The following is a 23,426-nucleotide window of genomic DNA, read 5'->3' on the forward strand; positions in this document are numbered from 1 at the left end:
TTCGGTGCGCGGCGCCGCGGCCGGGTATTCCGACCGCGGCACCGCCGGGGTGCGCCGCGCGGGCGCGGGTCGACCTCAGGGGATCAGCACGATCTTGCCGGTGGTGCGGCCCGCCTCGGCCGTCTCGTGCGCCTTGACCACCTCGTCCAGCGGGAAGGTCTCGGCGACGATCGGGCGCAGCTCGCCCGCCTCCGCGAGCTCCGCCAGCAGGGCCAGCCGGGTGGGGTTCGGGTCCAGGTCGACCGTGATGCCCCGGACGCCCGCCGCCTCGGCCTTGGCCGCGGTGGCGTCGGCCGCGGGCGGGTTGGTGATGTTGAGCAGGATGCCGCCGGGCCGCAGCGTGGCCAGCGAGCGGTCCTCGTACTCGCCGCCGATCAGGTCCAGGACCACGTCGACGTCGCGTACGGCGGTGCCGAAGTCGACGGTGGTGTAGTCCACGACCTCGTCCGCGCCCAGCTCGCTCAGCAGGGCGTGCTTGGCCGCGCTCGCGGTGCCGATCACGTACGCGCCGCGCGACTTGGCGATCTGTACCGCCAGGTGCCCGACGCCGCCCGCCGCCGCGTGGATCAGCACTCGCTGACCGGGACCCACCTGCGCGACCTCGACCAGGGCCTGCCAGGCGATCGAGCCGGACAGCGGCAGAGCCGCGGCGTGCTCGTGGTCGAGGGTGCTCGGCTTCCGCGCGAACGAGCGCTCCGAGGCCGCCACGAACTCCGCGTAGCCGCCGGCGAGATGCGGGAAGTCGGGGATGCCGTACACCTCGTCGCCGACGGCCAGGCGCGAGACGCCCGCGCCGACCGCGGCGACCACGCCCGATACGTCCCAGCCGAGCGTGAACGGCGGCACCAGCCACATGCCGCCGGCCCGGATCTTGGTATCGATGGGGTTGACCCCCGCGGCGCGCACTTCGACCAGTACCTCGCCGGGTCCGGGCACGGGTATCCCGGTCTCGATCACGCGCAGGACCTCGGGTCCGCCGAGCGTGTCCTGGTGTGCCTTGCGCATCTTCGTCGTCGTGTCGATCGTGTTCGTCGTCATGCGGCAAGCATCGACGTGGCGGTCACCATTGTGAAGAAGGCACCTTCCTGGTACCTGGGTACCTCATGCATACCCCTCCCGACCTGCGCCCCTTCGGTGGCGCCGACGTCTACCTCAGCGACTGCGCCTCCCGCGCCGTACTCGACCTCATCGCGAACAAGTGGGTCGCGCTGGTGGTCGGGGCCCTCCACCCGCAGACCCTGCGCTACGCGGAACTGCGCCGGCGGCTCGGCGGGATCACCAAGAAGATGCTCACCCAGACCCTGCGGGACCTGGAACGGCACGGCCTGGTCCGCCGCACGGTCTATGCCACGGTGCCGCCGCAGGTCGAATACTCGCTCACCGAACTCGGGACCAGCGTGAGCGGCCTGATGGCGGAGATCCGCAACTGGTCCGAGAGCCACATCGACGAGATCGCGGCGGCGAAGCTGGCCTACGCGGAGGCGGAGGCGCACCGGGTCGAGGCGCTCTGAGTCGACATGCGCCGAGGATCCCCCCGCCGCGACCGACGGCGGGGGGATCCTCGGCGCGCGGCCGGTCGGGCTAGCGCTTGGGCGTCCGGGCCCGGCGTACGTTCACCTCGGACTCGACCGGCTTCGCCAGCACGCCGCCGACCAGGCGCGACAGCGCGGACAGGAACATCGCGCGTTCGTCCTCGGGCAGCGCGCCCAGCACCTCGTCGTGCACGCCGTCGACGATCCCGCGCCCTGCCCGGATCAGGTCGCGGCCGGCGTCGGTCACCACGATGATCCGCGCCCGGCGGTCGCTCGGCGCGGGCCGTCGCTCGGCCAGCCCGGCCCGCTCCAACTCGTCCATCGTGACCACCATCGTGGTCTTGTCCAGGTCGGACAGCTCGGCCACCTGGGCCTGGGTCAGGTCGCGGTCGACCGCGTGCACGAGCACGCAGTAGTTGCGCGGCGAGACGTCGATGGCCGCGAGGGCCGCCGCCAGCCGGGTGTTCAACACGTGCCCGGCGTGCACGACCATGCCGGTCACATCCAGGACGGTGGGGGCAAGGGGCTCGGTGGTCATGCGATCAGCGTAACAAGATAGGTAGGCCGACAGATTGTTTCGTAATAGATCTCTCGTCTCTGCGCCTCAGCGCCCGAGCGCCTGGAACCGCCGTACCGCGAGGGGGAGGAAGATCGCGGTGATCACCAGCGGCCAGACCATCGCCATCGGCAGCGCGTGCGTCTCGATCCAACCGCCGCCGTGCGGGGCCGGATCGCCGAACAGGTCCCGGATCGCGTTCGCCGTGGACGAGACCGGATTCCACATCGCCACCGTGCCCAGCCACTGCGGCATCATCGACGGCGGGGTGAAGACGCTGGAGACGATGCCGAACGGCAGGGCGATCGCGAACAGGTTGCCCGCCGCCTCAGCGTTCGGCACCAGCAGTCCCAGGTACACCCCGACCCAGGTCAGCGCGAAGCGCAGGAGCAGGAGCAGCGCGAACGCGGCCAGGATCTGCGGCACGCCGCCGTGCGGTCGCCACCCGACCACGAGCGCGATCGACGCCAGGACCGCGAGGTCGAGGCTCGCCCCGAGCACGTCGGCCACCCCGCGCCCGCTGACCACCGCCGAGGGGGCCATCGGCATGGAGCGATAGCGGTCCATCACCCCGAGTTGCCGGGTGAAGGCGACGATCGTCGCGGTGTTCATGAACCCCTGCGCCATGGTCATCGCGAACATCCCCGGCAGCGCGTAGTCCTTGTAGTCGACGTTCCCGCCCACGTTCATGGCGCTGCCGAAGACGTACACGAACAGCAGCACGGACACGATCGGAAAGCCCAGCTGCCAGGCGAGCATGCTCGGTTGGCGGGCGATGTGGACGAGTTCGTTGCGGACCACGGTCAGGCAGTCCGCGATCGCCCAGTAGAGCCGGCGCTCGGGGGCCTCGGCGGGTACGGTCGCGGCGCTCACCGGCGCGCCACCTCCTTCCCGGACGGCGCGGATGGATCGGATGGATCGCCCGGACCGCCCGGATCGTCCGAACCGCCGGGCCCCGAGGGATCGGACCGCGCGGGCGCGGTCGAATCCGGGTCGCCCTCGTCTGCCCGGTGCCCGGTCAGGCGCAGGAAGACCTCGTCCAGGGTCGGTCGGCGTACGCCGATGTCCTCGATCGTGATGCCCTCCTCCTGGCATGCCCGCGCGACGTGCGTCAGCGCCGCGACCCGGTCCCCCACCGGAGCGCTCACCCGCCGATCCTCGGCGTCGACCAGCGGCTCGCCGCCGGCCTCGGTGACCAGGGCCAGCACCCGCAGCGCGGGTTGCAGGTGTGCGGCCTCGCGGACCACGATCTCGATCCGGTCGCCACCCAGTTCGCGCTTGAGCCGCTCCGGGGTGTCGTCGGCGATCTTGCGTCCCCGGTCCAAGACCGCGATGCGGTCCGCGAGTTTGTCCGCCTCGTCCAGGTACTGCGTGGTCAGCAGCACGGCGGTACCGCCCGCGAGCAGCGAACGCACCGCCTCCCAGACCTCGTTGCGGGCGCGCGGGTCAAGGCCGGTGGTCGGTTCGTCGAGGAAGAGCACGGTCGGCGCGAGGATCATGCTCGCGGCCAGGTCGAGCCGTCGGCGCATGCCGCCGCTGTACTGCTTGACGCCCCGATCGGCGGCCTCGACCAGGTCGAACCGTTCGAGCAGTTCGTCCGCGCGGCGGGCGGCGCGGCGCTTGTCCAGGTGGAACAGGCGGCCGAACAGGATCAGGTTGCGCCGCCCGGTCACCGCCTCGTCCAACGCCGCGTTCTGGCCGACCAGGCCGATGTGCCGGCGCACCCGTCTGGGGTCCGCGGTCACGTCGTGCCCGGCGACCAGCGCGCGACCGCCGTCCGGGCGCAGCAGGGTGGACAGGATCCGGACCGCCGTGGTCTTGCCGGCGCCGTTGGGGCCGAGCAGCCCCTGGACGGTGCCCGGGGCCACGGTGAGATCGAAATCGTCGAGGGCGCGCTTGGCGCCGTATCGCTTCGTCAGGCCCTCGGCGAGGACCGCGTGACTCGTCGTTTCCATCAGCCTCCTTCAACCGAGTACACCGTACCCGACTCGCGTACGCAGTACCCAGTTTTAAATCGGCCGATGTCATGCGAGCCCGTACGCCGATCCGGGCCGGTGCGGGCGGGGCTCCTACGATGGGGGGCACCATGACGAGCACCGACCACGCCGGCAGCGGCGACCTGGCCCGCAGTCTCGAACTGATGTGGGGCCTGGACCGGAAGCCGACCCGAGGCCCCAAGCCGGCGCTGACCCTGGAGCGGATCGTCGCGGCGGGCATCGCCGTCGCCGACGCCGAAGGGCTGGACGCGCTGTCCATGCGGCGGGTCGCCGCCGAGGTCGGGGCGGGCACGATGTCGCTCTACCGCTATGTGCCCGGCAAGGCCGAACTGCTCAACCTGATGGTCGACAAGGTCAACAGCCCCGGTGAAGCCGAGTTCCCGCCCGGACTCGGCTGGCGCGGCGCGCTGGAGCAGGTCGCGCGCGGGATCTGGCAGATGTACAACCGGCATCCGTGGCTGCTCAACGTCGACCAGGCGCGGCCGGTGCTCGGCCCCAACTCGCTCCGGGCCCTGGAGCTCACCCTCGCCGCGATCGGCGACGCGGCGCTGAGCGACCGGGAGAAGATGACCGTCCTGAAGATCATCGACGGCGGCTTCGTCAGCGGCATGGCCCGCACCCACTTCAACGCCAAACACGCGGCGCAGCGCACCGGGGTGAGCGACGAACAGTTCTGGGCGGCCCAGGCCCCGATCCTGAACGCGGCCATGTCGAGCGGCGACTACCCGGAGTTGGCCGCGCTGTCCCAGGACAGCTTCGTCGCGGACGGCGAGGGGGAGTTCGAGTTCGGCCTGCGCCTGCTTCTGGACGGCCTGGAGGCGTTCGTCGAGCGCCGGACCTGACCCGGGAGGGTGGCCCCGGCCGGGAACGGTTGTGGCCCGGGCCCGCCGGCGTCATCATCGGTGCTCGGCCACGGGGGTCGGGGACGGCGGGGATCATGGACGAGAGACCGGCGCGGCGGCGAACCGCGCTCCGGGTGGCGGTCGGGTGCGGAATCGGGGCGATCGCGCTGACGCTCGCGCCGATCGGGGTGGGGGGATCGGCGGCGTCGGCGGCCGATGGGCCCTCGGTGAGCGGGCCGACCTGGGAGGTGCGGCCGGGGGACACGGTGACGATCCGGGGTTCGGGGCTGAGCGGCTGCCCCACGAACACCGTGGATGTGTACCTCGCGTCGGTGAACGGCGGCAGTTCCGGCGAGTACGACGACCTGCTCGCCGCGGGACTGCCGGTGGACGCGGCGCACGGGCACTCGATCGCCTTCCGGCACGCCGTACCCGCCCCGATCTACAGCTCGAACGGAGCGACGGGGCAAAACGTCCAGGCGGTGAACCGGATCGTGGTGCGCTGCCCGGGCCGGGAAGACAACCTCGCGCAGACGCCGATCGAGATCAACGCGTTCCGCAAGGATGAGACCGCGAGCCCGCCGGCCGATCTGCGCACCCGGCGCATCCTCGTGGAGCCCGCCACGGGGCTGCCGGGCACCGAGGTCACGCTGTGGACCAACCTGCGCTGTGGACAGGCGAACGCGGACGACGACGCCGAGGTGACGTGGGACGGGCACTTCCTCGCCAAGCTCAGCATCTTCGACCCGGCCGGCACCTCGTATCGCTTCATCGTGCCCGAGGGCCCGACTCGCGGACCGCGGCCGATCACGGTGAGCTGCTTCGCCCAGGGCGCCGGGATGCCGGACAACGGGGTCACGCTGCGGACCGAATTCCAGGTTCCCGAACCGAAGTTGACCGTGACGCCCACGCAAGCGACGGCGGGTCGGCCGCTGCGGGTCGAGGGCAGCGGGTTCGTCGGATGTGCCCGGCCGGTCGACGGCGGGGCCGGGGCGTTGACCGTGCGGCACGGCCCGAACGAGTTCGGGCGGGTGCCGGTGGCGGCCGACGGGCGGTTCGCGGGCGAGGTCACCGTGCCGAGCGGACTGGCGGACGGCGAGGGCGCGTTGACGGTCGCCTGTGTGGGTGGGGCCGGGTACGACGGCGACGTGTCGGTGCAACTCGCGGTGGTGGCCGCGACGAAGGACGCGGAGCCGGCGGGGGATCGTTCGGAGGCGGCGGTGAACCTGCCGAGCCCGGCCGATCTGTTCGACGAGCCCAGGCCGGTGCTCGTGGCGGGCGCGACCGCGCTGGCGGCGCTGCCGGTGCTGGGCTTCTCAGCGGAGTTGTTCAACCGCACGTGGGCGGAGAACCGGCTGCGGATCCGACGCCGACTGCGTCCGGGCGCGGCCCGACCACGATCGCAGCCCCGGGTGCCCGAGTTGCAGGTGCCGGCCTTCGTCGTGCTCTCGGCCGCCACGTGCGTGGCTGTGGAACCCGGCACGGGCTGGAACGCCGGGACCGGTGCGCTGGCCCTGGCGCTGGTGGCGGCGGTGCCGCTTGGGGTGCTGGTGTACGAGGGCCCGGCCGAGGCGTATCGGCGCCGGGTCTCGCGCATCCGGGCCCTGCCGCATCTGGTGCCGGGGGCGCTGGTCGTCGCCGTGCTCCTCGCGGCGGCGTCGCGACTGCTCGGCCTGGCCCCGGGCTATGTGTACGGCCTGTTCCTGGCCTTCACCTCGGCGGGACTGCGTCGACTGTCGCCGGCCGACGAGGGCCGCGCGATCGCCCTCGGCTCGTGGTCGCTGGCCGGGCTCGCGGTGGTCTCGTGGGTGTGGCGCATCCCGGTCACCCACGTCCTGAACGACTCCGACGGCGCGCCCTTCGGGTGGGTCGTCGCGGAGAACCTGCTCACCCAGTGCTTCGTGGCCTCGGTGGTCGGCCTGGTCTTCGGGCTGCTCCCGATGCGCTTCATGGACGGCCACGCGCTGTGGCGGTGGAACCGCTGGGCCTGGGCGGCGATCTACGTGGCCGCCCTGTTCCTGTTCACGCTGACCCTGCTCGACCCCACGGGCGTCGCCGGCGGCACCACCCGGACCATGTGGCTGCGCTCGATGTACCTCTTCGCCGGGGCGGCCGTACTGTCCGTGCTCTTCTGGGCGACCTTCCGCCTTCGGCCCGCCCGGCCGCCGGTGACACCCTGACCCGTCACGGACGCACTCCCCACAGCAGTCGGACGGCCGCGTAGTTCCCGACGACGATCGCGGCCTGGTTGTCCAGGGCGGTCGGCCGGCGCGTGGACCAGTAATCGCTGTGCCCCTCGGCGCCGTCGGTCGTGAAGCGGTTGGCGCCGAACCCCGCGTCGTCCGGGGTGATCCGCCGGGGTCTGCCGCCCCCGCCGGCCACGGCGGGGGCATGCGCTCCGGAGCCAAGGGCGACGACCATGTCGTCGTGTGCGGCCCCCACCCAGACGTGCCGCGGATCGAGGTCGAGATCCGCGGCACGGGTCACGTGCATCCCGGGACTGCCGACGACGATCACGTCCTTGGCGAACAGCCCTTCGCGCCGGGCGGCCTGCCCGAGCACGACCGAGCCGTAGCTGTGGCCGATCACCGTCAGATGCCGGTTCGTCTCGATCCCCTGGGCCACCCCGACGCCCCGCAGGAACCTCGCGAGCGCCGGCGCGGCGGTGTCCGCGTACGACGTGGTCGTCGCGTGGACCAGGGTGTCCGGCGCGTCGTAGCCGACCCACGTGATCGCCGAGACCTCGCCGGGGTCGGTCAGCCGACCGGCCGCCTGCCACAGGCTGCGCATCCGGGCGACGTCCGAGCCGATGTGCGCCAAGCGCGCGCCGGTGCCGGGGACGTACACGGCGGTGTGGGCGGCCCGGTCCGGGTTGCCGATGGCCACGATCGCCCGGCCGTCGTCCCGGGCGTCGAAGCCCATCAGGAACAGGTCGGCGGCGGAGCCGAGGATGGCCTCCAGGGACTCGATCGCGGCCAGGCGCCCCTTGAGCTCGGTGACCCGAAACCGCCGGCGGGCGTCGTCGACCCGGCCCGCCGCGTCCCGCTCGGCCCGGGCCGTCGCGAGTTCGGCGGCCACGGCGGCCTTCGCCTCGGCCAGCGCGACCCGGTTGGCCCGATCCCGCACCTCCGTCGGCAGGCCGTCCGTCGCGCCGAGCAGCGCCGGGTACGCCGCCTGGTACCGCGCCCGGTCCGTCGCGCTCAGCCCCGCCCACCAGCGGGCCGCCGCGGCCGGATCCCCCTTCGGGATCGCACCGGGACGCAACCCCGCCAACGCCGTCACGGCCACCCGGTCGGCGGCCGTGTCCGCCCAGTCGGCCGCCGGGGTCGGATACAACCGGGCCAGCGCCCGCGCGCAGCGGTCGTCGATCTCGGCCGCCCGCCGAACGTGCTCGGCCAGGCGCCGTTCGACCGTCGCCGCATCGGCCCCCCGGCCCGGGTCGGCTCGCAGGACCCGCCCGTCCTCGGACAGGGTGAACCCGGCGCTCGCGGCCTCCGCCAAGCCGACCCGCACCTCACGCTGGGCGGCCCGCAGCTGCTCGGCGGCCGTGTCCAGGACGGTCAGCACACACCGGGCCTCCTGCGCCGCCACCGCGACCTGCTCGCCCCGCACGGCCGCCGCCCGCGCCGCCGCGTCGGCATCCGCGCCCGTCCAGTGCGAGGCACGCAACGGTCCACCCACACCGGTCGTCGCCCGTCCGGCCAACGCGTCCAACGCGGCGGCCAGTTCGGCCCACTCGGCCACCACACGATCCAGCCCGCCCAGGGCCGCGTCCCGCAGGCCGGACACCGTCACCACCGGCGCCCACCCTCGGCGAACACCCCGGCCGCCGCCCGATCGACCCGATCATGCGCGTCGGCGTTGGCCACGAGAAGGTCGCCCATCCCGGCATACCCGTCGGCCAGCGCCCGCACATGCGCCACCCACGCGGCCGTCACCGCCTCAACCGCCGCCACGATCGCCAACCCCGGACACCCGGCGACCACCCCATCAGGCCCACCGGCCGCCCTCCGCAACCCGTCCGCAACATCCCGAGCCACCCCGGCCCCCTGCCGCAACGCCCCGGCCTCCACCCGGATCCGCCCCGAAGCACCCCCGCCACCAGCCAAGACCCCTCCCCGTGGTCGCCTGGTCACACAACGGGATCAACGATAACCATCGTCGGCCACCCAACCTCGTGAATCCCCGGAGAGCGAACAAACCCGCCAACCAACGCGTAACCGGGTCGTCGCCCGCTCGTTCATACGTATGGGCGAACGCAATGAGCCGTTCGAGGGACACGGGTGGATCGACGGACGAGGACGACGCCGGCCGTTGCGAGCACATCGCGGCGGACACGTAAAAACCGCCGAAACCGCAGGTCAGACGAATACCGTGTCAAATCCGTACGGAATTAATCTGGACAAAATGCACGGCGGAACTCGTGCAGAGGAGCTGACATGAGCCACGGCAACACCATCGAGATCTTCACATTTGACGGGAGGGACCAAGTGCGCGTCACGATGATCGACGGCGATCCCTGGTTCTGCGCGGCCGACGTCTGCACGGTGCTGGCATTCCGGTCCAACTCTCGCCGAGCGGTCGGCGCACTCGACCCGGACGAGAAGACCACGGTAACCGTCAGCAAAACCGCAGGTCAGGGGAATAGCGTAAGAAATCCTTACGGAATTAATCGGGGCAATCCGAACATGACCTTCGTCAGCGAGTCCGGTCTCTACACACTGATCCTGCGCAGCAACAAGCCCGAGGCCAAGCCCTTCCGCCGCTGGGTCACCCACGACGTCCTCCCCACCATCCGCCGCACCGGCCGCTACACGCCCGCCACCAGCGAAAACATGGATGCCCTCCTCTCCCGCGCCATCGGCTCGATCGCCGATCTCGCCGAGCGCACCGGAGACCTCACCAAGGCCGTCGAGATCAACACCATGGCCGTGGCCCGCCTCACCGCCGGCTTCGAGTCGTGCGCCCCGTTGTCCACAGACACTCGTGACACGACCCCTCCCACCTCGGAAACCCACAGCGATCCCCAGGTTCTCCACAGCGATATCCACAGGGTTATCCACAGGCCCGTGGATTTCCCCACACCCGGCGATCGACGTCGCCTCACCCCCGACGCCGTGGCCGCCTGCCGGCGTCGGGCCCGGGACGGGGTGTCGGTCTATCGGCTCGCCCGCGAGTACGGCGTGAGCGACTCGACCATGCGCTCGGCGGTGCGCGGGCAGACCTACCGCTACGTGCCCGAGCCGCCTCTGTCCCTCTGACCCGAGGCCGCCCGCACCAGCCGCCCCCGCGCCGCCAACTCGATCGTCAAGGCCACCGCGACCGCCTGGACCTGAAGCAGCGCGATCAACACGAACAGCTGCACCGCCCCCGCCTGCAACGGCGTCGCACCCCCGAGCAGCATCCCCACGAAGGCCCCCGGCAGGGTCACCAACCCCACCGTCCTGGTCTGGTCCAGGGCCGGGATCAGCGCCCCCGAAGCGGCCGGCCGACAGATCTCCATCGCCGCGTCCCGATCGGTGAAACCCAAGGTCAGAGCGGCTTCCACCTCGCCATGACGCTGTGTCAACTCCTCCAGCGCTCGGCGCCCCGCCAGCACCGTCGCGGTCATCGCGCCGCCGATCAGGATCCCCGCGATCGGGATCAGCACGATGCCCTTCGCCGGCACCAGTCCGCTCGCCCACAGCAGCACCAGGGTCGGCCCCGTCGCCGCCACGATCGGCACCGCCGGCCAGAACAACCGGCGCGTCGCGGTCACCCGCCCGGCCGCGGTCAGCGCCGCGACGGTGTACATCATCACCACGAACAGCGCCGCGAACCCGAGCCGGTCCACCACGTGTGTGATGACGAACGACACCGCCAGCAACTGCGCCGTCGCGCGCACCCCGGACAGCACCACCGCCCGCCCGTGGCCGAGCCGCGCCAGTGCGGCCACCGCCGTCGCGGCGGTCAGGAGCACCACGGCGACGACCCCCAGGGCCGGTGTCACCGGCAACAACGTCGAGGCGTTTTCCACAGGCCCAGCCTCACCCTCTCGGCGGTACCGCGCAGTGCGAGCGACCCCGTCGCGTCCCCGCGTCCACACCACGGAACGCCCGACGAGCACACCGGCCGGCTCAGTACAGTGACGACATGTCCGACGCCCCCACCCCCGCAGCCGCGCCCCGCTGGACCTACCTCGGCCCCTCGGGCACCTTTACCGAGGCCGCCCTGCGCATGCTGCCCGGTGCGGAGCACGCCGAGGCCACGCCGATGGAGTCGGTGCCGGTCGCCTTGGACGCGGTCCGCAGGGGCGACGCCGACGGCGCCGTGGTCGCGCTGGAGAACTCGGTCGAGGGCGCGGTGTCCATCACGCTGGACGAGTTGGCCACCGGCGCGCCGCTGGTGATCACCGCCGAGATCCTGCTGCCGATCGCCTTCGCGCTGCTGGTCCGTCCCGGCACGGCCCTGGACGACATCAAGACCATCTCCAGCCACTCGCACGCCCAGCCACAGGTGCGCAACTGGCTCGCGGCCAACCTGCCCGACGCGCACTGGTTCTCGTCCGCATCCAACGCCGACGCCGCGCGCCTGGTCCAGGACGGCCGCTACGACGCGGCCCTGGCCGGCGAGTTCGCGGCCGGCCCGTACGGTCTGGTGCCGCTGGTCACCGACATCCACGACGTCGAGGGCGCGGTCACCCGGTTCGTCCTGGTCGAGCGCCCGGACCGGCCCACCGTACCGACCGGCGCGGACCGCACCACGGTGGTCGCGTACATCGTCGACGACCACCCCGGCGCGCTCCTGGAGATCCTCCAGGAGTTCGCGGTCCGCGGCGTCAACCTGACCCGGATCGAGTCGCGCCCCACCGGGGACGGCCTCGGCCACTACTTCTTCTCGATGGACGCCGAGGGGCACGTCGCCGACGCCCGGGTGGGCGAGGCCCTGATGGGGCTGCGCCGGGTGTGCGCGGCAGTGCGCTTCCTCGGCTCCTACCCGCGCGCCGACCGGGTCCGTCCGCAACTGCGCCGCGGCACCTCCGACGCCGAGTTCGCGAACGCCGCCGAATGGCTCGCGCGCGCTCGCGGCGGCGGCGAGATCTGACCCGACCGCCCGCCGGAGCCGGCTCAGGGGACGCGCACCGTCAGCGCCCCGGGCCGGACCCGGACCGCCAGTCGGGTGCCGGGCCCGATCGGGTCGCCGTCCACCTCGCGCGGCTCGGGGCGATCGGTCTCGATCAGCACCGTACGACCGGTGAAGTGCTCGATCGGGCGCAGCCGTTGCTGCTTGACCGGCACCACGGCCGGTTCCTGGTCGCGTCGCCGGCCTATCACCCGGACCGTGGCGTGCGCCCAGCCGGTCATCCCGTACGGCGCGAACACCACGACGTCGAGCAGCCCGTCGTCCGGCGCGGCCCCGGGCAGCAGTTGCATGCCGGCCTGGAGCGCGCCGACGTTGCCCACCAGCACCATCCGGGCCCGCCGGCGGATCGGCTCGCCGTCGTCCACGGTCAGCGTCACCCGCATCCGCCGGTCGCGCAGGTGCCGGGCGCCGGAGACCACGTAGGCGGGCCAGCCGACCTTCTTCTTGAGCGCGTCCGGCGCGTCCGCGACCATCGCCGCGTCCAGGCCGATGCCGGCCATCGCGGTGAAGCAGCGGGATTCGGCCTCGCCCGCCCCGGAGTCCCCGTCCGCGTCCGCGTTCGCCTCCACCATGCCCAGGTCGATCCGTCGATCGCGCCCGTGCATGGCCACGTGCAGCGCGTCGGCGATGTCGATCGGCAGGCCGAGGTTGCGGGCGAGCAGGTTCCCGGTGCCGGCCGGGATCACCGCGAGCGGGGTGTCGGTACCGGCCAGCGCGCCCGCGCACTCGCGGATGGTGCCGTCGCCGCCGGCCGCGATCACCAGATCCACGCCCTCGGCCAGCGCCTTCGCGGTCACCCCGGCCCCCGGATCGAGCACCGTGGTCTCCAGCCACAGCGGCTCGGCCCAGCCCGTGTCGTGCATGATCCGGTCGATCCGGGTGCGTGATTCGGCCACGTCCAGCTTGATCGGATTGACCACCACGGCCGCCCGCGGCCGCCCGCCGTCGGCCCCCGTCGGCGCCTCGCGCCGGGCGCGACGTCCCCGGTACCCCCAGATCGACTTCGGCGACAGCAGCGCGCGGTTCATCACGACCAGCACGACGCCCGCGTAGAGCAGCGAGGACAGCACGTCACTCGGGTGGTGCATGCCCCGGTACATCCGGCTCCCGGCCACCGCCAGCGGAATCGCGCCGAGCAGCACCCAGACCGACACCACCGCCGCGCGCGGGCGCAGCCGGCCCGCCAGCAGCACGGCCAGCCCGCCGTAGAGCGCGAACGCGGCGCCGGTGTGCCCGGACGGGAAGCTCGACGTCGCGGCGGCTTGCTCCAGGCGCGGAACGCCCGGGCGATCGCGCGAGACGAAGAGTTGTACGAGCCAGAACACCAGCGCCTGCCCGGCCACCGCCCCGGCCAGGAAGAGCGGGCCGCGCCAGGAGCGGCCGACGATCCGGATCAGCACCATCGCGACCAGCGTGGTGGCGATGATCACACCGGTGTCGGCCAGCGTGGAGAACGCGTGGGTGACGTCGTTCCAGGTCCCCGAGCGGTGCTCGGCGAGGGTGCGCTCCAGGTCGTCCTCGGCGGTGAACGGCCACACGCCGTCGAGCGTCCTGGTGACGAGCAGACCGAGACCCACCATGACGAACGTCAATATGGCGAGGGGCAGGACGATACGGCGCAGGAACCGTCCTGCTTCGGTCAGCATGACCGACATTCTTACCCGGCGATGGATCGTTCAGTTCCGCCCGTGCGGGGAGTCACGGTCGGTTCCGGGGCGAATGTGCGCAATCTCCGGATCCGGATCGTCGCCGTCGAGCTCCGGCTCCAGGCCCTCGTCGGTGGCGTCCACCGGGCGCAGCCCGGCGTCGCGGCGCCACCACTCGAACACCGCGGAGGTCACCGCGAGCACGATCAGGCCGAGCACCGCGCCGCCCACCACGTCCGTCACGTAGTGCACGCCGAGCGCGACCCGGGTGAACGCGACGCCCACCGCCGAGCCGATCGCGAGCACCCACGCGAACGGCCGGCACACCCGGGGGATCAGCGGCAGCAGTGCCAGGAGCAGCACGCCGGGGCCGACCACGCCGGTCAGCGCGTGTCCGGACGGGAAGGACCAGCCGGCGGAGTGGTGCACCGGATGCGGCAGGTCCGGCCGGGCCCGGGTGAAGACGAACTTGAGCAGCGCGCCGAGCAGCCCGGCGACGAGCATGCTCGTCGCGGCCCACACCACGAGCCGCCGCGCGCCGCGCCACCACAACCACCCGCACATGATCGCGACCAGCACCCGGTACACGTTGGGATCCCAGACCCAGTCGGTCAGGAACAGCAGCGTGTGCTGCCAGGCGGGGTGTGCGCGGACCCAGTCGTTGAGGTCGGTCGCGACGTCCCGGTCGAGGTCGAGCAGCGGCGACCACTTGGTCTCCACCAGGGCCGCGAGCACCCCGAACGGCAACGCGCCGACGAGCAGGGCGAGCGCGGCCAGGGTCATCCTGAGTCCGAATCGCCGGTCGGGGTCGAGGCGCCTGCCGACCCAGCCTGGGGAGGAGGTCATTGTTCATTCATAACCCGAATCCGGTCCCGCACGTTCACTTTCGCGGCCGAAGCCGCACACGGCACGCCCGGAATCGTCCGGGGACCCCGCGGTCGCGAAATCCGTTGGCAGGGCCCCGGTAGGCTTTGCCCGTGATCGACCTGCGACTGCTCCGTGAGGATCCCGACCGTGTCCGCGCTTCGCAGCGTGCCCGCGGCGAGGACGAGACCATCGTCGACGCGCTGCTCGCCGCGGACGAGCTCCGCCGCTCGTCCGGCTCCCGGTTCGACGCGCTGCGCAACGAGCAGAAGTCGATGGGCAAGCAGGTCTCCAAGGCCAAGGGCGACGAGCGGCAGGAGTTGCTGACCCGGGCCCAGACGCTGGCCGCGGAGGTCAAGGCGGCCGACGCCGAGCAGGCCGAGGCCAAGGCGGAGACCGACCGGCTGCTCAAGTCGCTGGCCAACCTCATCGACCCCGACGCACCGGTCGGCGGCGAGGAGGACTTCGTCACGATCGAGGAGATCGGCGCCCGGCGCGACTTCGCGGTCGAGGGCTTCGAGCCGCGCGACCACGTCGAACTCGGGCGCATGCTCAAGGCGATCGACGTCGAGCGGGCCGCGAAGGTGTCCGGCTCGCGCTTCTACTACCTCACCGGCGTCGGCGCGCTGCTCGAACTGGCGCTGGTCAACATGGCCGTCGCGCAGGCGACCGAGGCCGGTTTCACGCCGATGCTGACGCCCGCGCTGGTGCGTCCGGCGGCGATGGAGGGCACCGGGTTCCTCGGCCAGGCCGCGGAGAACGTGTTCCACCTGGAGGCCGACGACTACTACCTCGTGGGCACCGCCGAGGTACCGCTCGCGGCGTACCACATGGACGAGATCATCCCGGCCGCCGAACTGCCGCTGCGCTACGCCGGTTTCTCGCCGTGCTTCCGCCGCGAGGCCGGGACGTACGGCAAGGACACGCGCGGCATCATCCGCGTGCACCAGTTCGACAAGGTGGAGATGTTCTCCTTCGTCGCGCCGGAGGAGGCCGAGGCGGAGCACCGCCGCCTGCTCGCGTGGGAGAAGGAGTTCCTGAACCGGCTCGAACTCCCCTACCGGGTGATCGACGTCGCGTCGGGCGACCTCGGCGCCTCCGCCGCGCGCAAGTTCGACATCGAGGCGTGGATCCCGACCCAGGGCAAGTACCGCGAGGTCACGTCCACCTCGAACTGCACCGAGTTCCAGGCCCGCCGGCTCCAGGTGCGGATGCGCGACGAGCAGGGCACCCGCCCGCTCGCCACGCTCAACGGCACGCTGTGCGCGGTGCCCCGCACGATCGTGGCGATCCTGGAGAACCACCAGCGCGAGGACGGCTCGGTGGTCGTCCCCGAGGCGCTGCGGCCCTTCCTCGGCGGTCGTGAGGTCCTCGAACCGGTGCAGGCGTGACCTTCACCCTGATCGCGACCGACCTGGACGGCACGCTCCTGCGCGAGGACCACACGGTCTCCGCGCGCAATCGCGCGGCGCTCGTCCGGGTCGCCGAGGCCGGTGCGCGGCACGTGATAGTGACAGGCCGCGCGGTGGGGTGGACCCGTCCGGTGTTCGACGCGCTCGGCTACCGGGGGCTCGCCGTCTGCGGGCAGGGCGCGCAGGTCTACCACGCGGGCGAGGACCGGCTGTTGACCTCGGTCACCCTGGACCGGCAACTGGCCCGGCTGGCCGTGGAACGACTCACCGCCGAACTGGGCGGGGTACGGTTCGCGGTCAGCCGCGACGGTCTCGCCGGTCGGGTGGTGATCGAGGACGGCTACCGCTACGAATCCCTGCTGCCGGTGTACACCGTGGCGGACCGGGAGGAGTTGTGGTCCGAGCCGATCCTCAAGCTCTACCTGTACCACCCGGACTACGACGACGACCGGTTGACCGCGTGCGCCCGGAAGATCTGCGCCGGTCTGGTCGACGTCACGCACGCCGGCACCGGCATCGTCGAGGCGTTGCCGATGGGCCTGAGCAAGGCGGTCGGCCTGTCCCTGGCGGCACGCCGGCTGGGAGCCAAGGCCGCGGACACCATCGCCTTCGGCGACATGCCCAACGACGTCACCATGTTCCGCTGGGCAGCCCACGGGGTGGCCATGGCCAACGCCCACGCCGACCTACTGGCCGTCGCGGACGAGGTAACCCTGTCCAACATGGAAGACGGCGTAGCGGTAGTCCTGGAACGCCTGTTCCCCACCCCCTGACCCAAACCCCAAGCCCAACGCCACCGCCCGCAGCCGAGGCCGAGGCCTCAACTCAAGCCCGGAGCCAAGCCCAACACCCGAGCCCGAAGCCTGCACTCAAGCACAACACTCGGGCCCGAAGCCTGAGCCCAACGCCCGAGCCCGAAGCCTGCACTCGAGCCCGACACCTGGGCCCGAGCCGGAGCCCAATGCCCGAGCCCGGCCCCTGAGTGCGACAGCCCAAGCCCAACACCCGAGCCCGGAGCCCAGGCCGGAGGCCCCAGGCACCTCATCCGGCCGCGAGGCCCCTGTGGGCGCCCCCGATGCCCGAATCCCGCAGCCTTCCCGGCTTTCGCGACGGGCCGGGCGGGTGGGCACCAAAACCCCTCACCCCACCCGCACATGCCCGGGCCGCGAAGCCCCCACCCCACACCCCACCGCACAAGCGCACAGCACCAGCATCACCACGATCGGCACCGTCCACCCCCCGGTGACCTGCCGCAGCGCCCCGGCCGCCAACGGCCCGAACGCGGCCACCACGTAGCCGACCGCCTGCGCCATCCCGGACAGCTGCGCCGCCGTATGCGGATCGGGCGACCGCAACACGATCAGGGTCAGCGCCAGCGACACCGCACCCCCCTGACCCAGCCCCAGCAACACCGCCCAAAGCCACGCCCCGCCCGTAGGCGCGAGCATCAGCCCCACGTATCCGGCCGCGATCAGACCGACCGAGCCGACCACCAGCGCGCTCTGGTTGCGCATACGGCCGGCGATGATCGACCCCGCGAGCGAGGACGGGATCTGCACGAAGGTGTTGAACGCGAAGATCGCCGCCGCGGTGCCCTTGCTCATCCCGTGATCCGTGAGGATCGTCGGCATCCAGGCCAGCAGCACGTAGAACAGCAACGACTGCAGACCCATGAAGCCCGTCACCAGCCAGGCCAGCGGCGACTTCCACAATCCCGCCACACGCGGCATCGCGACCGCCGCGGCCCCGCGCTGGCGCCGCACGTGCGGCAGCCAGACCGCCACCGCCGCGACGGCGAGCAGCGCCCAGCAGCCCATGGCCGGTTGCCAGCCGTGTCCGATCGCGTTCTCCAGCGGCACCGTCGCCCCCGCCGAGACCGCCGCACCGAGCACCATGGCCGCGCTGTAGACCCCGATCATCACCGCCGCCCGGTCCGGGAACTCGCGCTTGACCACGCCCGGCATCAACACGTTCAGCACCGCGATCCCGCCGCCCACGAGCGCACCGCCCGCGAACAGCGCGCCCAACGCGGGCACCATCCGCAGCAGGATCCCGGCGCCCACCACGACGAGCGCGCCGAGCAGCACGAGTTCGGTGCCGAACCGCCGCGCCGCGACCGGCGCGAGCGGCGAGATCAGGCCCAGGAACAGCACAGGTATCGCGGTGATCAGGCTGCCCGTGGTCGCGGACAGGTGGAACACATCGCGCAGTTCGCCCACCAGCGGCGACACACTGGACAGACCGGCCCGCATGTTCAGCGCGATCAACACGATGCCCGCGAGCAACAGCGCGCCGCCACCGGCCTTCGCGGTGGTCTTGGCGTTCGGGGACATCCGCAGGTCGGTCGTGCTCATGCGTCGTGCTCCATCGGATGGTGCTCGGTCGGGTGGTCGTGCGGGGCACGGTCGTGCAGCAGGGTGTCCAGGGCCACGACGGCGGGCTCGAGGATGTCCCGTACGGCCCGCTCGGCCGCGTCCGGATCGCCCGCCTCGATCGCGTCGGCCAGGGCCACGTGCAGCGCGTGCGACGCGTCCGGCAGGGTGCCGTCGCCGACCACCGTGCGGATGGCGCGCCACAGCGAGTCGCTGAACCAGCGGTACGTGGCCACCATCGCCGAGTTGTGCGACGCGAGCGCGATCGCGGTGTGGAAGGCCACGTCCTGCTCGACCAGGTCGTCCAACTCGCCCTCGGCGACGTCGCCGCGGTCGAAGTCGTGCGGCTCCGGGGTGTCCGCGCTGCCGTCCGCCGCGCCGCGCCTGGCCAGGGCGCGGTGAATCCGGCCCAGGTCGGCGAGGTCGCGCCGCTGGGCGGCGAGCCGGGCGGCCTCCACGTCCAACGCCCGGCGCATCTCGAAGATGTCCCGCAGGTCCGCGTGCTCGATCCGGCGAACCAGGTCACCGGGGTCGGTGAGGGAGCGTACATAGGTCCCGTCGCCTTGGCGGGACTCCAGCATCCCCGCGTGCACCAGCACCCGGATCGCCTCGCGCACCGTGTTCCGGCCGACCCGGAGCCGCTCGGCGATCACGCTCTCGCTGGGGATGCGCGACCCGACCGGCCAGGTCCCGGCGGTGAGCTGGGCGCGGAGCTGGTCGATCGCGTCGTCGACGAGCGAACGTCTGCCGGCGGCCTGGAGCGACATGGACCCTCCTGGATTCGTGGGATTGCCCAGTCATCCTACAAGTAGCTGCACAGCACATGCGAAATCGAGGTGGGGGCCGGGATCGGCCCCCACCTCGGTCCGCCCCCACCCTCAGACCCGGTCGCGGTCCCGGCGCGGCGCCAGGAACACCGCCGCGAGCAGGGCACCGAGCAGGACCAGGGCCGAGTCGACCAGGATCGCGACAGCGACCCCGGACAACACCGCGTCGGGCCCGGTGTCGCCGAGCGAGCTCATCCGCGCGGTGGCGATCGCGCTCATGATCGGGATGCCCATCGTGATGCCGACCTGCTGGGTCATCGTGGCCAGGCCGGTGGCCAGGCCCTGTTCGGCGTCCGGCAGACCGGAAGTCGCGGTGATCATGAAGCCGACGATCATCAGCATGTTGCCCACTCCGCCGACGAAGGTGGCCGCGAGCAGCAGCCAGATCCAGCCGCCGGAACTGCCGAGCGCGACCAGCGACAGGGTGGCCAGGGCCTGGACCACGCCGCCCGCGACGATCGTGGTGCGCGTGCCGAAGCGGCCCACCACCCGGCCGCCGAGGGTGCCGCCGAGCACGGTGCCGATGCCCAGGACGCCGAAGGCGAGCCCGGTGGCCAGCGGCGAGTAGCCCAGGACCTCTTGCAGGTAGAGCGTGAGCAGGAAGACCAGCGAGGTCTCGGTGACGAAGGCGATCAGGCCGGTGATGTTCCCCCACAGCACGGTGCGCCGCTTCATGATGCCGACCGGGACCAGCGGCGAGGCGGAGCGCTGCTCGATGAACCAGAAGGCGACCAGGAGCACCGCGCCGGCGGCCAGCGCGCCGAGCGTGGTGGGCTCTCCCCAGCCCTCGGCGCCCGCCTGGGTGAGGCCGAACACCAGGGCCAGCAGACCGCCGGTGACCGCGATCGCGCCGGGCACGTCGAGCCGGGGCCGCCCGCTCGGCCGCGAGTCGGTGATCGCGGACGGCGCGAGGATCAGCACCAGCGCGGCGACGGGCACGTTGACGAAGAAGGCCCAGCGCCAGGACAGCAGATCGGTGAGCAGCCCGCCCAGCACCGCGCCGGCGGTGAAGCCGGCCGACATCAGCGCACCGTTGAGACCCAGCGCCCGATCCCGCTGGGGTCCCTCCTTGAACGCGGTGGTCAGCAGCGACAGACCGGCGGGGGTCACCGCCGCGGTGGCCAGCCCCTGGAGCACCCGGGCGATCAGCAACATCTCGGGGGACGTGGCGAAGCCACCCAGGGCGGAGGAGGCGCCGAGCAGGGCCATGCCGCCCAGGAACAGGCGCTTGCGGCCGAACAGGTCGGCCACCCGACCGAACAGCAGGGTGAAGCCGGCGGCGGTCAGCGCGAACGCGGTGGCCACCCACTGGAGGTTGTTCAGCGAGAAGCCCAGGCCCTGGCCGACCACCGGCAGCGCGACGTTCAGGATCGAGAAGTCCACCGCGATCATGAACTGGGCACCGAGCAGCAGGGTCAGCACCAGCTTCTGCTGCCCGGTCATCCGGGCAGCGGTCGAGCCGGCCGCGTCGGTCGGCTCGACCGGGGTGACGGGTGGGCCCTCGACGGGCCTGGTGCGGTGATCGAGCGTGGACATGTGCGCCTCCCGAGCAGTTCCAGGGTATTAACGGGTCTGCTTTCCCGTTAAGATGCCCAGAAGGTAGCACGATGGATCGACTTAATGGAACAGGAGTCCCGTTATGACATCGGAAGGCACCGTCCGCCCCGGTGGACGCACTGCCCGGGTACGCGAGGCGGTCCTGCGCGCGGCCGGGGACCTGCTCGCCGAGCGGGGCTTCGCCGGGCTGGACCTGGCCGAGGTGGCACAGCGCGCCGAGGTCGGCAAGACCACCGTGTACCGGCGCTGGGGCAGCGCCACCGGCCTGGTCGCGGACCTGCTGGTCGAGATGGCGGAGAGTTCGGTGTCGCGCACCGAGACCGGCTCACTGCTCGGCGACCTGCGGACCAACGCACACCTGGTGCGCCGCACGCTGGTGGACGAGCGCCAGGGCGCGCTGTTCAAGGCGGTGATCGCGGCGGCGACCTGCGACGCGCGGACCGCGACGGCGCTGCACGCCTTCTACGCCACGCGGGTGGACGAATGGGCGCCCTGCGTGACGGCCGCGATCGAGCGCGGCGAGGCGCCGGTGGGCACCGATCCGCACGAGGTGATCCGGGCGGTGTCGGCGCCGCTGTACTACCGACTCCTGGCCAGTGGCGACCCGCTCGACGAGGCGAGCGCGGACCGCGCGGCGGCGGCGGCCGAGGCGGCCACCCGGGCGGGGGAGTTCGTGCGGTAGCGGCGGGCCGGCCCGCGGGGTCGTGCCGACCGGGCACGTATGGTCGATGGATGCGTTTGAGCACTGTGATCCTCCCGATCCACCGTTGGACCGAAGGCCGGAAGATCTGGCGACAGGCCGAAGACCTGGGCTTCCACGCCGCGTACACCTACGACCACCTGTCGTGGCGCAGCTTCCGGGACCACACCTGGTTCGGCGCGCTCCCCACCCTCACCGCCGCCGCGGCGGTCACCGAGCGGCTGCGCCTGGGCACGATGGTCACCTCGCCCAACTTCCGCCACCCGGTGCCCCTCGCCAAGGACTTGGCGGCCATCGACGACATCTCCGGCGGCCGGTTGATCGCGGGAGTCGGCGCGGGCGGCAACGGCTTCGACGCCACCGCCCTGGGCGGGCAGCCGTGGACCCCGAAGGAGCGCGCGGATCGGCTCGCCGAGTTCGTCCCCCTGCTCGACCGGCTGCTGTCCGAGCCGGCCGTGACCTCCCGGGGCGCCTACTACACCGCCGAGGACGTGCGGATGATCCCCGGCGGCCGGCAGCGGCCCCGGGTGCCCATCTACCTTGCGGCCACCGGTCCGCGCGGGATGCGCCTGACCGCCCGGCACGGCCAGGGGTGGATCACCTACGGGGACACCCGCGACCCCAAGGGGGTGCCGGCCGAGGTCTGCCCGAAGGTGATCGCCGAGCAACTGGCCCGGCTGTCCGACATCTGCGCGAGCGAGGGCCGCAATCCCGAAGAGCTGGAGCGGGTCCTCCTCCAGGGTTCGACCCTGGAGCGCCCCCTCGACTCGATGGACGCGTTCGTCGACTATGCGGGGCGCTACCGGGAGCTGGGCATCACGGAGCTGGTGATCCACTGGCCGGTCCCCGACTCGGTCTTCGCCGCCGACCAGACCCTGTTCGAGCGCATCGCGCACGAGGGCCTGCGGCAACTGGGCTGAGCCGTTTGTTGGGCGCTTCGCGCCGGGGGCAGCCCGAGTCGTGGGCACCGACGCGCCACGGGGGCGGGCCCGCCTCGGTCGGGGTGGGGACCGGCGCGAGGGGGGAATCGTTTTCGAGCGAGGATGTACCCGTGACCATCACGAATCGCCCACGCCTAGTGGCCACCGACCTCGACGGCACCATCGTGCGTGACGACGGGTCCATCTCCGCGCGCACGCTCGCCGCCCTGGAGCTGGTCGAGTCCTCGGGCGCGGAGGTGGTCTTCGTCACCGGTCGCCCGCCGCGCTGGATGAAGCGCGTGGCGGACGTCACCGGCCACCGCGGGCTGGCCATCTGCGGCAACGGCGCGGTGGTCTACGACCTGCGCAGCGAGCGAGTGGTGGGCACCCACACGATGGACGTCACCGCCGCGCGCAAGGTCAGCCGGCTGTTGCGCGAGGCGGTGCCCGACGTCAGCTTCGCCGTGGAGACCGAGACCGGCTTCATGCACGAGCCGACCTATCCCGCGCTCGAGCGCGACGTGTCGATCGTGCACGCGGTGGGCCCGGTCGAGGAGTTGCTGACCGGCCCGGTGCTCAAGCTGCTCGCCCGACACCACAGCCTCGACCCCGACGTGTTCCTCGCGCTGGCCCGCGACCGGGCCGGAGCGTACGCGGAGTTCACCCACTCTTCCTCGATCGCTCTCGTGGAGATCAGTGCCCTCGGCATCAGCAAGGCCAGTACCCTGGCCTGGTTCTGCGCGCAGCGCGGTATCCGGACCGAGGACGTGGTGGCGTTCGGCGACATGCCCAACGACCTGCCGCTGCTCGCCTGGGCCGGACAGGCGTACGCCGTCGCCAACGCACATCCCGACGTACTGGCGGCGGTGACCCGGCATACCGGGAGCAATCAGGACGACGGCGTGGCCGAGGTATTGGAAAAGTTGTTCGGCTGAGAGGGCGGCATGGCGGCCGGTTTCGGTGTACGGACCAACCGGCTCCACGAACGCGTGACGCCGGAGCCACGCTTACGCGTGAAGGTTGCACAGAGTAGTTACCTGATTGCTTTCCGTGACATAGATTGACGCCGTGTATTCCCC

General features: G+C 72.1%; 22 protein-coding genes. 10 read left to right on the forward strand and 12 right to left on the reverse strand.

From position 1 onward, the window contains the following. Positions 1-75 precede the first annotated feature (75 nt). Entirely contained in the window at positions 76-1,038 is a 963-nt protein-coding gene (locus tag ACH4XV_RS31480; protein WP_395795737.1) for an NADP-dependent oxidoreductase, read from the reverse strand. 65 nt (positions 1,039-1,103) lie between these two features. Here ACH4XV_RS31480 and ACH4XV_RS31485 point away from each other — a divergent pair, with 65 nt between their 5' ends. Next, complete coding sequence (locus tag ACH4XV_RS31485; RefSeq protein WP_380003244.1) at positions 1,104-1,511, forward strand: winged helix-turn-helix transcriptional regulator; 408 nt, start codon at positions 1,104-1,106, stop codon at positions 1,509-1,511. A gap of 70 nt (positions 1,512-1,581) precedes the next feature. Here the strand turns inward: ACH4XV_RS31485 and ACH4XV_RS31490 are convergent, their stop codons facing one another. The 3 genes from ACH4XV_RS31490 to ACH4XV_RS31500 all read right to left on the reverse strand — a co-directional run bounded on the left by ACH4XV_RS31490 (position 1,582) and on the right by ACH4XV_RS31500 (position 4,043). Beyond that, positions 1,582-2,070: a MarR family winged helix-turn-helix transcriptional regulator gene (locus tag ACH4XV_RS31490; protein ID WP_395795738.1), complete on the reverse strand. Its 489-nt coding sequence runs from the start codon at positions 2,068-2,070 to the stop codon at positions 1,582-1,584. 66 nt (positions 2,071-2,136) lie between these two features. Continuing rightward, positions 2,137-2,961 (reverse strand): ABC transporter permease, encoded by an 825-nt coding sequence (locus ACH4XV_RS31495; protein WP_395795739.1) that lies wholly within the window; start codon positions 2,959-2,961, stop codon positions 2,137-2,139. Continuing rightward, complete coding sequence (locus ACH4XV_RS31500) at positions 2,958-4,043, reverse strand: ATP-binding cassette domain-containing protein (RefSeq protein WP_395795740.1); 1,086 nt, start codon at positions 4,041-4,043, stop codon at positions 2,958-2,960. The genes ACH4XV_RS31495 and ACH4XV_RS31500 overlap by 4 nt, the downstream gene beginning before the upstream one ends. 131 nt (positions 4,044-4,174) lie before the next feature. Here ACH4XV_RS31500 and ACH4XV_RS31505 point away from each other — a divergent pair, with 131 nt between their 5' ends. Together ACH4XV_RS31505 and ACH4XV_RS31510 are read left to right on the forward strand one after the other, a co-directional pair. Continuing rightward, the gene (locus tag ACH4XV_RS31505) at positions 4,175-4,927 is read left to right on the forward strand and encodes a TetR/AcrR family transcriptional regulator (protein ID WP_395795741.1); all 753 of its coding nucleotides are present in this window, start codon (positions 4,175-4,177) and stop codon (positions 4,925-4,927) included. Between the two features lie 95 nt (positions 4,928-5,022). Continuing rightward, complete coding sequence (locus ACH4XV_RS31510; RefSeq protein WP_395795742.1) at positions 5,023-7,107, forward strand: FGLLP motif-containing membrane protein; 2,085 nt, start codon at positions 5,023-5,025, stop codon at positions 7,105-7,107. Between the two features lie 4 nt (positions 7,108-7,111). Here ACH4XV_RS31510 and ACH4XV_RS31515 read toward each other — a convergent pair whose 3' ends face one another. Together ACH4XV_RS31515 and ACH4XV_RS31520 are read right to left on the reverse strand one after the other, a co-directional pair. Then, entirely contained in the window at positions 7,112-8,725 is a 1,614-nt protein-coding gene (locus tag ACH4XV_RS31515; protein ID WP_395795743.1) for an alpha/beta hydrolase, read from the reverse strand. Further along, on the reverse strand, positions 8,719-8,883 hold the full coding sequence (locus tag ACH4XV_RS31520; RefSeq protein ID WP_395795744.1) for a hypothetical protein: 165 nt from the start codon (positions 8,881-8,883) through the stop codon (positions 8,719-8,721). The genes ACH4XV_RS31515 and ACH4XV_RS31520 overlap by 7 nt, the downstream gene beginning before the upstream one ends. Before the next feature lie 483 nt (positions 8,884-9,366). Here ACH4XV_RS31520 and ACH4XV_RS31525 point away from each other — a divergent pair, with 483 nt between their 5' ends. Beyond that, entirely contained in the window at positions 9,367-10,188 is an 822-nt protein-coding gene (locus tag ACH4XV_RS31525) for a Bro-N domain-containing protein (protein ID WP_395795745.1), read from the forward strand. On the opposite strand, the gene ACH4XV_RS31530 is transcribed toward ACH4XV_RS31525, so the two are convergent. Next, entirely contained in the window at positions 10,158-10,943 is a 786-nt protein-coding gene (locus tag ACH4XV_RS31530) for an ABC transporter permease (RefSeq protein WP_395795746.1), read from the reverse strand. The two genes, ACH4XV_RS31525 and ACH4XV_RS31530, sit on opposite strands and share 31 nt — an antisense overlap. 116 nt (positions 10,944-11,059) lie before the next feature. On the opposite strand from ACH4XV_RS31530, the gene pheA reads away from it, so the two are divergent. Further along, on the forward strand, positions 11,060-12,010 hold the full coding sequence (pheA, locus tag ACH4XV_RS31535) for a prephenate dehydratase (RefSeq protein ID WP_380003254.1): 951 nt from the start codon (positions 11,060-11,062) through the stop codon (positions 12,008-12,010). Positions 12,011-12,033: 23 nt separating this feature from the next. Here pheA and ACH4XV_RS31540 read toward each other — a convergent pair whose 3' ends face one another. Together ACH4XV_RS31540 and ACH4XV_RS31545 are read right to left on the reverse strand one after the other, a co-directional pair. Further along, positions 12,034-13,695, reverse strand: a complete 1,662-nt coding sequence (locus ACH4XV_RS31540) for a diacylglycerol kinase family protein (RefSeq protein WP_395795747.1) — start codon at positions 13,693-13,695, stop codon at positions 12,034-12,036. Between the two features lie 30 nt (positions 13,696-13,725). Further along, positions 13,726-14,541, reverse strand: a complete 816-nt coding sequence (locus ACH4XV_RS31545) for a phosphatase PAP2 family protein (RefSeq protein WP_395795748.1) — start codon at positions 14,539-14,541, stop codon at positions 13,726-13,728. Between the two features lie 131 nt (positions 14,542-14,672). Here ACH4XV_RS31545 and serS point away from each other — a divergent pair, with 131 nt between their 5' ends. Then, positions 14,673-15,950: a serine--tRNA ligase gene (serS, locus tag ACH4XV_RS31550; protein ID WP_126640201.1), complete on the forward strand. Its 1,278-nt coding sequence runs from the start codon at positions 14,673-14,675 to the stop codon at positions 15,948-15,950. Beyond that, a complete protein-coding gene (locus ACH4XV_RS31555) occupies positions 15,947-16,744 on the forward strand; it encodes an HAD family hydrolase (protein ID WP_395795749.1) in 798 nt (265 codons plus the stop codon). Before serS ends, ACH4XV_RS31555 begins: the two co-directional genes overlap by 4 nt. A gap of 366 nt (positions 16,745-17,110) precedes the next feature. Here the strand turns inward: ACH4XV_RS31555 and ACH4XV_RS31560 are convergent, their stop codons facing one another. The 3 genes from ACH4XV_RS31560 to ACH4XV_RS31570 form a co-directional block, all read right to left on the reverse strand. After that, a complete protein-coding gene (locus ACH4XV_RS31560; protein ID WP_395795750.1) occupies positions 17,111-18,325 on the reverse strand; it encodes a CynX/NimT family MFS transporter in 1,215 nt (404 codons plus the stop codon). After that, a complete protein-coding gene (locus ACH4XV_RS31565) occupies positions 18,322-19,110 on the reverse strand; it encodes a FadR/GntR family transcriptional regulator (RefSeq protein ID WP_395795751.1) in 789 nt (262 codons plus the stop codon). The genes ACH4XV_RS31560 and ACH4XV_RS31565 overlap by 4 nt, the downstream gene beginning before the upstream one ends. Before the next feature lie 111 nt (positions 19,111-19,221). Then, positions 19,222-20,613 (reverse strand): MFS transporter, encoded by a 1,392-nt coding sequence (locus tag ACH4XV_RS31570; RefSeq protein ID WP_395795881.1) that lies wholly within the window; start codon positions 20,611-20,613, stop codon positions 19,222-19,224. Between the two features lie 196 nt (positions 20,614-20,809). Between ACH4XV_RS31570 and ACH4XV_RS31575 the strand changes: the two genes are divergently transcribed. The 3 genes from ACH4XV_RS31575 to ACH4XV_RS31585 all read left to right on the forward strand — a co-directional run bounded on the left by ACH4XV_RS31575 (position 20,810) and on the right by ACH4XV_RS31585 (position 23,282). Then, positions 20,810-21,409, forward strand: a complete 600-nt coding sequence (locus ACH4XV_RS31575; protein WP_395795752.1) for a TetR/AcrR family transcriptional regulator — start codon at positions 20,810-20,812, stop codon at positions 21,407-21,409. Between the two features lie 50 nt (positions 21,410-21,459). Beyond that, the gene (locus ACH4XV_RS31580; RefSeq protein ID WP_395795753.1) at positions 21,460-22,347 is read left to right on the forward strand and encodes an LLM class flavin-dependent oxidoreductase; all 888 of its coding nucleotides are present in this window, start codon (positions 21,460-21,462) and stop codon (positions 22,345-22,347) included. Between the two features lie 131 nt (positions 22,348-22,478). Further along, a complete protein-coding gene (locus ACH4XV_RS31585; protein WP_395795754.1) occupies positions 22,479-23,282 on the forward strand; it encodes an HAD family hydrolase in 804 nt (267 codons plus the stop codon). The last annotated feature ends 144 nt before the right edge of the window (positions 23,283-23,426 follow it).

This window comes from Embleya sp. NPDC020630 (assembly GCF_044334985.1).
Classification (GTDB): Bacteria; Actinomycetota; Actinomycetes; order Streptomycetales; family Streptomycetaceae; genus Embleya.

Excerpts from the sequence above, each read along its gene's own strand:
- ACH4XV_RS31480 (WP_395795737.1), bottom strand. The coding sequence starts at position 1,038 with ATGACGACGAACACGATCGACACGACGACGAAGATGCGCAAGGCACAC.
- ACH4XV_RS31485 (WP_380003244.1), top strand. The coding sequence starts at position 1,104 with ATGCATACCCCTCCCGACCTGCGCCCCTTCGGTGGCGCCGACGTCTAC.
- ACH4XV_RS31490 (WP_395795738.1), bottom strand. The coding sequence starts at position 2,070 with ATGACCACCGAGCCCCTTGCCCCCACCGTCCTGGATGTGACCGGCATG.
- ACH4XV_RS31500 (WP_395795740.1), bottom strand. The coding sequence starts at position 4,043 with ATGGAAACGACGAGTCACGCGGTCCTCGCCGAGGGCCTGACGAAGCGA.
- ACH4XV_RS31505 (WP_395795741.1), top strand. The coding sequence starts at position 4,175 with ATGACGAGCACCGACCACGCCGGCAGCGGCGACCTGGCCCGCAGTCTC.
- ACH4XV_RS31510 (WP_395795742.1), top strand. The coding sequence starts at position 5,023 with ATGGACGAGAGACCGGCGCGGCGGCGAACCGCGCTCCGGGTGGCGGTC.
- ACH4XV_RS31525 (WP_395795745.1), top strand. The coding sequence starts at position 9,367 with ATGAGCCACGGCAACACCATCGAGATCTTCACATTTGACGGGAGGGAC.
- pheA (WP_380003254.1), top strand. The coding sequence starts at position 11,060 with ATGTCCGACGCCCCCACCCCCGCAGCCGCGCCCCGCTGGACCTACCTC.
- ACH4XV_RS31540 (WP_395795747.1), bottom strand. The coding sequence starts at position 13,695 with ATGCTGACCGAAGCAGGACGGTTCCTGCGCCGTATCGTCCTGCCCCTC.
- ACH4XV_RS31545 (WP_395795748.1), bottom strand. The coding sequence starts at position 14,541 with ATGACCTCCTCCCCAGGCTGGGTCGGCAGGCGCCTCGACCCCGACCGG.
- ACH4XV_RS31560 (WP_395795750.1), bottom strand. The coding sequence starts at position 18,325 with ATGAGCACGACCGACCTGCGGATGTCCCCGAACGCCAAGACCACCGCG.
- ACH4XV_RS31565 (WP_395795751.1), bottom strand. The coding sequence starts at position 19,110 with ATGTCGCTCCAGGCCGCCGGCAGACGTTCGCTCGTCGACGACGCGATC.
- ACH4XV_RS31570 (WP_395795881.1), bottom strand. The coding sequence starts at position 20,613 with ATGACCGGGCAGCAGAAGCTGGTGCTGACCCTGCTGCTCGGTGCCCAG.
- ACH4XV_RS31575 (WP_395795752.1), top strand. The coding sequence starts at position 20,810 with ATGACATCGGAAGGCACCGTCCGCCCCGGTGGACGCACTGCCCGGGTA.
- ACH4XV_RS31580 (WP_395795753.1), top strand. The coding sequence starts at position 21,460 with ATGCGTTTGAGCACTGTGATCCTCCCGATCCACCGTTGGACCGAAGGC.